Raw genomic sequence first — 252 nt, 5'->3', positions numbered from 1 at the left:
CATTCCACCGCGCACGGCATTATGCGTATGGAGATAAGGGGATTCGAACCCCTGACCTACGGCTTGCAAAGCCGCCGCTCTAGCCAGCTGAGCTATATCCCCGTCCATATAAATAAAAGGGAGGAAAGAAAGAACAGTAGCGGTTCTCAAAAAGGGCCCGTGTTGTACATCTAACACTTTATACACCTGCGTATTTCGACCCTCATTTGCCATCGGCAAATGAGCTGCAAAAAAACACGCAGTGTTTTTTTG

At 48.0% G+C, this 252-nt stretch carries 1 tRNA gene; it reads right to left on the bottom strand.

What is annotated here, in order from left to right:
• Positions 1-28: 28 nt before the first annotated feature.
• A tRNA-Ala gene (locus H0R92_RS14100) sits at positions 29-102 on the bottom strand.
• Positions 103-252: the final 150 nt, after the last annotated feature.

Origin of the sequence: Treponema sp. OMZ 840 (assembly GCF_050937815.1) — a bacterium.
Taxonomy (GTDB): domain Bacteria; phylum Spirochaetota; class Spirochaetia; order Treponematales; family Treponemataceae; genus Treponema_C.
Note: the sequence above shows the minus strand (reverse complement) of the source record. Positions and strands in the feature narration are given on the sequence as shown.